Source organism: Paenibacillus phyllosphaerae, assembly GCF_014192105.1.
Taxonomy (GTDB): domain Bacteria; phylum Bacillota; class Bacilli; order Paenibacillales; family Paenibacillaceae; genus Paenibacillus_Z; species Paenibacillus_Z phyllosphaerae.
In genome coordinates, this window is record NZ_JACHXK010000023.1 from 84,473 (window position 1) to 95,095 (window position 10,623).

The 10,623-nt window shown below is 53.5% G+C and carries 8 protein-coding genes; 1 reads left to right on the forward strand and 7 read right to left on the reverse strand.

Translation table 11 applies throughout. The annotated features are described in order from the left end of the window. Positions 1 to 14: 14 nt before the first annotated feature. From FHS18_RS29465 to FHS18_RS29490, 6 genes are all read right to left on the reverse strand, one after another. The gene (locus FHS18_RS29465) at positions 15 to 5,237 is read right to left on the reverse strand and encodes a DUF5011/hyalin repeat domain-containing protein (RefSeq protein ID WP_183603985.1); all 5,223 of its coding nucleotides are present in this window, start codon (positions 5,235 to 5,237) and stop codon (positions 15 to 17) included. A 276-nt stretch (positions 5,238 to 5,513) separates the two neighbouring features. Continuing rightward, positions 5,514 to 6,983 carry an RCC1 domain-containing protein gene (locus tag FHS18_RS29470; protein WP_183603986.1) on the reverse strand — a complete coding sequence of 490 codons (1,470 nt, stop codon included), beginning with the start codon at positions 6,981 to 6,983 and terminating at the stop codon, positions 5,514 to 5,516. A 97-nt stretch (positions 6,984 to 7,080) separates the two neighbouring features. After that, a complete protein-coding gene (locus FHS18_RS29475; protein ID WP_183603987.1) occupies positions 7,081 to 7,254 on the reverse strand; it encodes a hypothetical protein in 174 nt (57 codons plus the stop codon). Positions 7,255 to 7,277: 23 nt separating this feature from the next. Then, complete coding sequence (locus FHS18_RS29480; protein ID WP_183603988.1) at positions 7,278 to 7,478, reverse strand: hypothetical protein; 201 nt, start codon at positions 7,476 to 7,478, stop codon at positions 7,278 to 7,280. Between the two features lie 70 nt (positions 7,479 to 7,548). Then, positions 7,549 to 8,310: an SDR family oxidoreductase gene (locus tag FHS18_RS29485; protein ID WP_183603989.1), complete on the reverse strand. Its 762-nt coding sequence runs from the start codon at positions 8,308 to 8,310 to the stop codon at positions 7,549 to 7,551. Positions 8,311 to 8,357: 47 nt separating this feature from the next. After that, positions 8,358 to 9,314, reverse strand: coding sequence for a D-2-hydroxyacid dehydrogenase family protein (locus tag FHS18_RS29490; protein WP_183603990.1), 957 nt, complete (start codon positions 9,312 to 9,314; stop codon positions 8,358 to 8,360). A gap of 131 nt (positions 9,315 to 9,445) precedes the next feature. On the opposite strand from FHS18_RS29490, the gene FHS18_RS29495 reads away from it, so the two are divergent. Next, positions 9,446 to 9,877: an SRPBCC family protein gene (locus tag FHS18_RS29495; protein ID WP_183603991.1), complete on the forward strand. Its 432-nt coding sequence runs from the start codon at positions 9,446 to 9,448 to the stop codon at positions 9,875 to 9,877. A gap of 160 nt (positions 9,878 to 10,037) precedes the next feature. Here the strand turns inward: FHS18_RS29495 and FHS18_RS29500 are convergent, their stop codons facing one another. Then, positions 10,038 to 10,436 (reverse strand): NIPSNAP family protein, encoded by a 399-nt coding sequence (locus tag FHS18_RS29500; RefSeq protein ID WP_281378887.1) that lies wholly within the window; start codon positions 10,434 to 10,436, stop codon positions 10,038 to 10,040. Positions 10,437 to 10,623 lie beyond the last annotated feature (187 nt).

Sequence of the window (10,623 nt, forward strand, 5' to 3'; positions counted from 1 at the left end):
GGCCTGCTGTCAGGCTAAGGCTCGATTCTGCCGACGAAGAAGGTGGTAAAGACGCGTTCGCGCTCTTGGTTGCGCAGAACGATCGTATACCAGCCCGTCTTAGGGAAGACGACCTTAAACTGGCCGCTCGTTAATTGAGCATAAGTCAGCTTCGTTGCGATCAATTTCATTTGGCCTTCGCGGAACAAACCGGAGTAGTAATACAGGTCATAAGTGCCCCATGCATTGACCATCTCTTGGCCGCCGACTGCCATCGTGTTGAACTGCTGGATGCTGAAGGTCAGCTTGTTCGTATTGAACAGCGCCGATTCTCCGCTTGCGCTCGACAGAAGCGTCCCGTTGGCGAAGATGCGCATGCCTGCTTCGGCAACAACGACGACATCTTGCGTCACGCTAGTCGTATTGCCGACTTCATCGGTCGCCGTGTACGTGACGGTCTGACGCCCAAGCTTGGTCAGATCCAGTCCGCTTAATTCAACTTTGGTCCGATCTGCCGCCGACACATCATCGCTTACCGTATAACCGCCTAAGTCGGAGCTTGCCTTAAAGTCCGCCTTATTCTGGATCACGGCTGACGATGCTTGATTCAGCGTAAGTTCCGGAGCTTTATTATCCAGGCCCTTAACCGTCACCGCTACCTTGCTCGTCCGGCCGAGCAGATCCGAGATCCCGATCTGTGTCGTGCCGTTGGCCGAGAATACGCGGGCGTACGAGTAGGTCCCGTCATCGCCGCTGATCTGGTTCGTATACGCGCCGTTCTCCATGATCGGCTTTACGCCGGCGAACACTTTGTTCGGCGCTTCAAGCTTGCCGCTCAGCGTAACCTTCATGCGGCCCTTCGCATATTGCTCGCCGTTAATGGTGACAATCTGCTGATCCGGAATCGGATTGCCGGCTTCGTCAACGAACGCATAGGAGATGGTCTCCGGCGCGATCGCGTCGCTTGCCACATTGTCGACCTCGGTTTTGACCACCGTCGTATTGCCGTACTCGTCGGCAACCGTGAACGATACCGTACCGTTCTTCTCGACGACAACGCTGCTGTCCCCGCCGATTACTCGGATCGTTTTGTCGGAATTGTCATCCTTCACGACTTCCAGCTTGACGCCGGAAGCAAGCACGACATTGCCGTTGTCCTCAATGGTGCCGAATGTCTCGCTGTTGTTCGTACCGTACGCGTAGGAGCGGACGATCTTGACCTTCGGCGACGACTTGTCGATATTGGCCACAGTAGCAGTCGCGCTGCCCATGTTGCCCGCTTCGTCACGGAACATGAATGTGAAGCTGCCGTTCTCCGTGAAGACGAAGGTGGATTGGCCGGCGTTATTCAGAATGACGACCGGCTCTGACGTGGAAGCCAGCTGAACCGGAACATTGCCTGATGTCCGCTCTGTAATCCGATATTCGATGGTGCCCTGAGGCGCGGTATCATCGATGTTGTTCACGACGGCATACAGGGTAGCTGTTCGCGTTGGATCGTTCAGATCCACAAGATCGAAGGAATAATAACCGTTCATCCGTACCGTAAACACATTGCCCTTGCGGACCGGTACTTGCGGGTTCGTAGCCGAAGGCGTAACCTTGACGCCAAGCGGCGGCGTAATCTGAATCTCCACGCCCTGCACCGAATTAATCGGGTTGAGCTTATTCAGCGAAGCAAGCGCGTATACCGGCGCTGTCGGCCCTAGCGAGGAGATGTCGGTCGTCTTCGCTTCCCCAATCACGCCGCCAGGTGTCTTGAACTTCACTTGAATGCCGAGCTCGGCCAGATTATTCGTCGACACCTTCACCGAGACGAAATTCGTATAAGGACGCCATTTCATCCACGATGTTCCCTTATCCGGGGATAAGGAGTATTCGTAGCCCCGCTTATCGATCGTGTCGAGCGCAAGTTCGATGACGGCGGTATAACCATCCGTATCATCGCCGTACAGATCGATCAGTCTGGCGGTCGATTCGGCAGGAGGCGTATTGTCGTCTCCAGCTTTGGAAACCTTAAACATGTCCGAAGTGCTCGTGATCACACTGTTGCCCGCGCCATCGACCGCTTTGACGAACAAACGGTAGTCCGCGATGTCGCCGCTCTGAAGCGCAGCGTTATCGATCGTTACTTTGCCGCTTGCCGGCAGGTCCTGCCAGCTTGCGTCATCCTCCGCGGGAGCGGCTTCTCCGTCCTTGACCCACAGATAAGATTTCGTCAGTCCGTCCGTGCTTAACGGCTCTTTGACAGTGACGATGACATCATGCGATTCCAGCGGGTAAGCGACACCGTTCTTGCTGAATGTCACTTCCGGCGCCGTATTATCGAAGTAATAGGCTTTGGCATAGTAGTAATAGCGGTCGCCTGCCTTCGCCATCACGTGGATATACTGCGTGCCCTGCTTGTCCGGCGAGGATGGAATCACATAGTGATGCGTCGAAGGACTGCTCGGATCTACAACCTCTTGCAGCTCCGTATACTTGGATTCGGATGTTGGACGAATCGAGCTGTCCCCGAATGCATAAGCCACTTTGTCGGGCGTAATACCGTCGATCTGGAAATCCACATCGTGGCTCTGCGCATAGCCCGTATCTGCATCCGGGTCGAAGCTAGCTACGACGCTTGCTTCCGAATTGACGACCGCTACCTTGCTCGTCCGCTGGGTGCTGACGTTGCCAGCCTTGTCCTCTGCTTGGACGTAAAGTTCATATTCGCCGTCCTCGAACACTTCATTCTGCGTCGAAGTCAGGAACGATCCGCCAGCAAGCGTAACCGGCTTCCAGTCGATGTCATTCGGCTTAGCGCCGGCTGCAACCCACTGATACGTGACTTTGTCGATACCGCTGTGCGGATCGGCAACGTTCGTCGTTAACTCGACGTTCATCGTGCCGTCGCCGGAATACTCGCTGAATGTGATGTCCGGCCCCTTGTTATCGATGGCGATCGGCGTCACGTTATACGTCCAGTTCGAGTCCACTTGCTTGAAATCGCTCAGCGGCCAGAGCGACATATCGCCGTATTGACCTACGGCTGCTAGCGCCTTATTGTCCGCATAGAAGATGCGATCTGCTTCGGAAGAGCCGCTAGGAAGCTCTTCCTTCCAGGCTTTGTACTGCGCTTCATTCTGTTCTTTGAAGTTATCTCTCTTCTCGTACTGCATGAGCTCGCGGGCCGAATCCCAGGACATATCCGCTGTCCAGGCATGCAAGTACCAGATCCCGCTTCCATTGGCCGCGAGCGCTTCAGCGGGAGGAGCGATCATGTTGGTCTTGTTGTTGGCGACTTGCAGTTGCACGTTCTCGAAGCCCTCAGGATATAGATCCTCGCTCGGCTGCTTGGCCGAGAGGGAGTAGCGCTTGATCGCGGCCCACTGGTCCGATTCTTTCCCCAGGAACGGATCGTCCGCGTTCTGGCTCCAATAGTAGTAGACCAGACCGACGGAAGGGGAAGCTCCCCCTGTCATGTTCGATGGACGGTAAATCCCTTGGCTTGGCCGTTCCTCACCGCGAACCGCCGTGAGAGGGTCCAGTTGCGGAATCTTCAGCGTTGCGTCATTCGCATCGATCGTGACTTTGCCGTTCTTCCGGTAGAGATTGTCCGTCGCACCGTCAGCTTCGTAACGGAAGCCGATCTCGGGCGGCGTATTATCAATGCCGAGCTGCGCCCAATCAATGGTCGAATTGACCAGCGACGTATCGCCGTCCGTATGCTCGCCGAGCAGATTCGCCGGCTGGATGAGCAGATTGCCCGCATAATCGGAGATGACGTCTTTGTCGGAATAGCCCGGCTTGCTCTCGTTCGTCAGCGAGATGACTTTAAGCAGCGGGGTTTCTTCGATCAAGCCTTCCGAGATCTCCACGCGGAATGTCCACGTATCCGTGTTCTGGCCCCCCGTGTACTTGGCCTTAAGACCGTTGTTCAGGTGGATGAACGTATCGTTGACATTCCAGCCTTCCTTGATCATGGCTTCCTCGGTGAATTTAATCGTAAACTCGATGACGTCGTTATCGTTTAACGTGACGCCTGTTACGATCTCCGGCGTTATACCGTTGCCCGATTTCGTATATTTCGGCGCGACGCCGTCGATAATAACCCGGTATCCGCCATTGCGGTAATCGAACGGATTAACCGTCTTGCCTTTCAGGTACACGTTGCTGTTCAAGCTCGCTCTGTTCGGGAAATCGGTCGATGCGACGTTACCCGCGGCATCCGCCATTACAGCGCCATAGAACTTCTGCTCCATGGACTGGTCGATCAGCGAACCCGAGAACTCGCCGGTAATGCGCGGCTCAATCGGATTGTTGCCGCTGTTGTGATATCTAGAACCTACATACTGGTATACAATGTCTTTTTGAAGCGTCTTGAGATTATTGGCGTTATACGACAAATTCGTCAAGTACATCTGCTCTCCCGCGGCCGGCAACCCTGTGCCGTCCGGGTTAGTAAACAATGGGTGTCGCAGGAAGTGGTCGCTCATATTCGCGCTTATCGCCGTTGGCCTTACAGGTTCGCTGAAGTTGTAGGCAAGCGTAATATGCTCTTGCTGCTTAACATACAGCTCCATCTGATTGATCTTGGCGTTGTTCCGCTCATTGCCGTCGCCTGTGAATGTGTAGCCTTCCATCACGGGACGCTCTTTGTCCTCGAACTTCATGTACAGACCGCGAACGCCCGTCGGACCTTTATCGTCTTTTTCGCCACCAACCGTAATGGTGATGACGGACTCAGGCGTAATCGTAATCGTCTCCGCTCTGGCCCCTAAGTTCCGGCCTTCAATAATGGTCTGCGTCGACTTCCCGTCGAAGTGTGTAATTAAGATGTCCGATACGCGGGTCCATGTCGTAAAGCCCATAAAAGACCCCTCATAGTGCGCAAGTCCGCTGAAGCCAATTTTCAGCTTGGCATGACCGCTCTGGGCCAAATCCCTCAGCGTGGCGTTCTTGGAGACGTCCAGCACGAACGTATCTGCCGATCCGCCGTTTGCTCCTGCGAACACGCTGCCGTCGATCCAGTCAATGTTAGTACCGGATTTTAGCTCATGTTCGAAGCCTTCCGTTCTGTTGTTGTTGAAATTGACGAATGCATTGGTCGCTTCGTATTTCGTATTACCAATCGTTGTACCTGCGCCGAATTGCACCTCGATATCATCTGCTCTTGCCATTGCTGCATATATCTGCCCGTTTACCGGTAGCAGCGTCATGACAATCGAGACGATAAGAAGCAGGCTTATATACTTCTGCTGCCTCCGCTCCCACATAAAACCGACATCCCTCCACCATTACCTCAAATAAATTAGTTCGACAAAATATAACAAATTTCGACACTATAAAGGCGCGACCAGCCCCTTCATGTTCTATATCGGCAGTCTATCATTTATTGTTTAATAAATTCTACACTCATATCTATCCATTTCGTATGTGAGTTTTACTACACTATGAGGCATGCAAAAATCCCCTAACAGCAACAGGTTGGATCCTTTCACCTGACTGCTATAAGGGGAATCTATTCGAGCTAGCTTCGGTCTGTTGACCTCTTACTTTGAAACGTACAATTCATGCGTCTTCGCATCCCAGTCGGCCTGCAAGCCCAGATAGGTTAAGAGCTGATAGGGAGCCGTCTGCCATCGGGCGGCCGGCGTTCCGGAATCGCGGTACAATCCCGAGATGATCGGATCGTTCAGTTGCTCGCCATTCAGCTTCAGATTAAGCTTCCCGTCTATGAACTGCACGGTCAGCGTCTTGTCGTCCTTCGTTAAGGTGTAACCGCCGCCTGGGGTCAACCAATCAATCCGGATGCCCGCGGCAGGCGCGAACAGCTTAATCGGCAGCCACGCCGTACCTCCCGCTTCAATAGAAGGAACAATCGTACTGAAGAGCTGACCGTTCACGAACACATCGACGCCAGGCTTAACTTGTACCGGCTTATACACCATTCCGTCGGGAGCGGACGTCTCGCTGCCGGTCTCATACCATTGATTCGCGCCCCAGCCCCAAATATGGCCCTCTCGGTCGAGAGCGAGCGTATGATAGCTTTCTGCGCTAAAAGCTTGCAAGGCCGGCAGCCCGGTCGTTCGATACGCTTTGCCGCTGGCCGTTATGCTGTAGAGCGCGCCGTCTTCGGTCAGCAGTTGGGCTTTCTTATAGCCGAAGGCGAAGTCCTTGACCCGGTAGCCGCTAAATACTCGAGTCGGCTTCTGTCGGTAAGCCAGCATCTTAGCTGTGCTGGCAGTTGAAGCTTGCGAGTCGATCAGCCAGCTCCAGACCTGGCCTTTTGCGTCGATGGCGTAACCGCCTTCCGAAGAGCCGACAGCCTTGCGAATATTCGTCAGCCCCGCCAGCTTGAACGGTTCGCCGGTGACCCAGTTGTTATGCGGTTGATCATACTTGAAGGGCCACGTGTATAGCGAACCATCTCTGGCAATGGCATGATTGACCGTGAGCGAGGCGATATTGCTCAGCCCGGCAAGCCGAGTCGGCTTCACATCGGCCATATCATCGCGCGACTTGCGGATCCACGAAACGACCGTCCCGTCTTGCAGCAGCGCAAGGGCCGAATGGTCATACGAGGCAACGGCTTTGACGCCAGATAATCCCTTGACTTGCCGTGGAAGAACGGACTCCCCATAGTCCAACGGATCTTTGCCCCACTCCCACACCGTTCCGTCTTTTTTGACCGCTAATTGGTAGCCTTCTATCCCATCTACGGAAATAGATACGATATCGGTCAATCCTTGCAACCGGATCGGGTAAGGGTACCATAGCTTGGTCGGCGTCTTCTCGGTCCCCATCTCGCCATGAATATTCCGCCCCCATGTCCATACCGTTCCATCCTTGCGGAGGGCGACGGAATAGAATAATCCGGCAGCGACTTGTATGAACAGCTTGCCGGTAGAAGCTTCAGCCGCGCGGGCGGCCGGCGTATACGAGGTGAGCAGAATCATGACTGCGAGAATTGCTGCTAGCGTTTTTCGATATACCGTCCTTGGTGCTAATGGGGTAGACAAGGTGACGATGCCCTCCTTATTTTCGAATACCCTTATAACGGAAATAATAGGATAATGTTGCAATCGAGCAGATGAAAAATAGAAAGACCGAGTACACTTAGTCCTCGGTCTTGTTGGGGTCCGTCATATATAGTTTGGTGCCGCCCTGCACCCCTGAAGCAGAATGCTCCGGCTCTACCCGACTCGACTGGTAGATGGCTATAGCTGCCACGACAAGCGCCGCCGCTAGGAATAAGATGAACTGGATCCTCTTTAATTTATATTTGGTCATCGCTCAACTGCCTCCTTCCCGTGCTAGTGCCCTTCATAATGTGCATGATCGCTCGTTAAGATCGTGATGCCCATTAAGCCGAGAAACACCGCCAGCACAAGAAGTACGCCCCCGACCCACCACAAATGCCGATGCGTCGATGACAAGCGGGAACGCAGCATAAACCGCAGTCCCAATACCGCCAACACAAGCACCATCAATCCCACGTACACCCCATCCGACATACAACCACGTCCATTTCCATAACCTGTTGTACGTTAGACGAGCGAGCCGGGAATTAGGTTGCTGTTGAGGTTACAAAAGAAGACTGCGTTTCGTGAAGCCTTCGTACATTTTGCGAGCGGCTTCCTTCGCTTCGAGCGCCGTAAGCTCCAACCGATCACTTGTACCGCCGAAACCGACTTCTTGCTTGCCTGCGCTCAGATCGCTAAACACCGAGTCGGCGAATTCGTCGATCGGCGCTCCGAACGTATGCAGGCCCGCTCCGCCCAGATCGGTATTCACGGCAGGAGGCAGCACCTCGATCACCTCGACGTTCGTCCGCGCCAGTTGGATGCGCAGGCTGACCGTGAAGGAATGCAGCGCCGCCTTGGTTGCGCTGTAGATCGGCACCCATGCGCCTGGCGTAATCGCAAGGCCTGAAGATACATTGATGATGGCCCCGTGTGGTTGCTTGCGTAGTTGAGGCAAGAGCAGTGTGGCCAGATGGACGGGGGCTTCAAAGTTGGCCGCAATTTCATTTTGGTAGTACGCCCAATCCTCGGAGGCCGATTCCAACTCCACCCGCTGCTGGATACCCGCATTATTGATAAGCACGTTGCAGGTCGGATGATACTCCGCCACCCATTTTGCCAGCGCAATACGATCGTCGGCATTCGCAATATCGCATACTTTCGTATAAAGCTGAGGGTGCTTGTCCTTCGCTTCCTGCAGCTTGTCCGCACGCCGGCCGCAGATAAGCACCTTATTGTCCGCCTTCAGGAATCGCTCCGCAAGCGCAAGACCAATTCCCGACGCTCCGCCTGTAATCAGTACCGTATTGCCGGAAGTTTGCATCGATATATCCTCCCCATTGTTAAGTGGCATTGCGAACGTTCAACGGATCAGATCAGCTTGCGAATCGGGTTGCCAGACAGATAGGCTTCGATATCGGCAACCGCGTCGGTATAGAAAGCTTCATAATTCGCCTGTGACACATAACCGATATGCGGCGTAGTGAGCAGGTTCGGCAGCGTCCGAAACACGCTATCCTTCGGCAACGGCTCAACCTCGAACACATCTACCGCGGCGCCGGCGATCCAGCCGCTCCGCAACGCCTCGGCAAGCGCACTCTGATCCACGATCGGAGCGCGGGATGTATTGACCAGATAAGCCGAAGTACGCATACGCCTCAGCTCGTCGGCACGAATCAGCCCTCTCGTCCTGTCGCTTAACACCAGATGAATGGACACAAAATCGCTGTTCTCCAACAGCTCCTCTTTGGAAGCCGCCAATGTCGCGCCAACCTCGTCAGCACGCTCCTGCGTTAAGTTCTGGCTCCACGCGATCACATTCATGCCGAACGCCTGGCCGAATTTCGCGATCCTGCTGCCTTGATTGCCGAGACCCAGCACACCAAGCGTCTTCCCATACAGATCCGCGCCGACCGTGCTCTGCCACCCGCCGCTTCGAATCGCGTTATGCTCCTGCACGATGTTGCGGGCCAGTCCCAATAGCAGCGCCCAAGTCAGCTCGGCGGTTGCATTGCCCGCGCTTCCCGTTCCGCAAACGGTCACCCCTTGCGAAGCAGCAGCGGCGAGATCGATCGATGCATTGCGCATACCTGTCGTAACCAGCAGCTTCAACCGGGGAAGCTTGGACAGCAGCGATGCGCCGAATGGCGTCCGCTCCCGCATGATCACGACAATCTCGCAATCGGCGATCTGTTCGATTAATTCATCCTGTTGGTCGATATGCTTGTCGAACCTTTTGACCTCTACCTGATCCAGAATGCCCGACCAATCCGCGGCTTCCAAGGCGACTTGCTGGTAATCGTCCAATATCGAGCATTTCAGCTTCATCTTGACGTTCCTCCTGTACAGTTAGTAGGATCCCGGTAATAGAACTATATTAACATACCGCCATTGCGTTACATATTCTGGTTGTTACCCGTCAGGAGCAACCATATAATGAGCTCAAGGAGAGTGATTTTTTGCCAACGATTCGAAAAGAAATACTGATCGATGCCTCGCCTGAGCAAGTGTGGGATGCCGTCCGAGACGTAGGCGCGGTCCATGTTCGGCTGGTCCCCGGCTACACCGAGAATACGCTTATGGATGGTCACGAAAGAACGCTTATTTTCCCCAAAGGCGGCTATACTCGCGAGCGTATCGTTTCCATTGATGGCGAAGAGCGCCGAATGGCGTACGCGGTCATTGAAGGACGAATGCCGCTCTTGCATCACCATGCTTCCTTCCAGGTGTTCCAAGGCGATCAGAATGGAACTAAGTTGGTGTGGATTACCGATTTCCTTCCCGAACAACTTGCGCCAGAGATTCAAGCGCGGGTAGATCGCGGGGCAATCGTGATGAAAAATACGATCGAGGCTGAAGCACGGCTAGCCGATTCCGATAAAGTTCGTTAATGAGTTAAGACAGCCGATCTCGGTCGGCTGTCTTATTGGTTTAAACTTGATAATGACGAGTATCTCCATGCAAAAGAATGGAGGGTAGATCATTGGTTATTTGGATATGGCATAGACTCACGGGATGAAGTTAGTAGGGAGCTTCAGCTCAGCCAATAGCCTAATTGATGGCGGATAAGATCGTTTTATCCCTTGCTACTGTACTTGATAAGAAATCTTCCTTCGGATCCTCGAGCAAAAAGCTGCCTTCAAGCTTTTTCAATTCTTCCTGTTGTTTTTTCACTCGAATGACATGCGTTTCATCACTTCTGACTTGGTGTTCAATTCTCGAATAGTCTTCATGGCTGTCATATTCCCAAATTGCGAAAACTTCCATCGCACCTTCATTGTCTTGCGTCATCCAGCGGCCGACTAATCTTGCTCCGTATTTCAACTGGGTAGGTAACAGAATTTCATTGAACAACTGATTGAATTCATCGATCCTCATTGCATTGATCTTGTACCACTTTCTTCGATAGATCAGGTGAACTACCTCCCCTATGAAAGTTATAAATGCCATCTACCCTATTTCTACAACTATTGGAAATTCCCTCTGCTTGAACACTCCCACCACCTAAAGAGGTGGGGGATTCTTGGATTGTCAAACCTATCGGTTTGAAGTTGTCCTGCTGGTGCAGAACCCCAAGAGAAGCTGTGGTTCCCACAACTGGTTGAGCCAGCGGCTAAACAGCGACTCGCTTTATATT

Excerpts from the sequence above, each read along its gene's own strand:
- FHS18_RS29480 (WP_183603988.1), bottom strand. The coding sequence starts at position 7,478 with ATGTCGGATGGGGTGTACGTGGGATTGATGGTGCTTGTGTTGGCGGTA.
- FHS18_RS29500 (WP_281378887.1), bottom strand. The coding sequence starts at position 10,436 with ATGGCATTTATAACTTTCATAGGGGAGGTAGTTCACCTGATCTATCGA.
- FHS18_RS29490 (WP_183603990.1), bottom strand. The coding sequence starts at position 9,314 with ATGAAGCTGAAATGCTCGATATTGGACGATTACCAGCAAGTCGCCTTG.
- FHS18_RS29475 (WP_183603987.1), bottom strand. The coding sequence starts at position 7,254 with ATGACCAAATATAAATTAAAGAGGATCCAGTTCATCTTATTCCTAGCG.
- FHS18_RS29485 (WP_183603989.1), bottom strand. The coding sequence starts at position 8,310 with ATGCAAACTTCCGGCAATACGGTACTGATTACAGGCGGAGCGTCGGGA.
- FHS18_RS29465 (WP_183603985.1), bottom strand. The coding sequence starts at position 5,237 with ATGTGGGAGCGGAGGCAGCAGAAGTATATAAGCCTGCTTCTTATCGTC.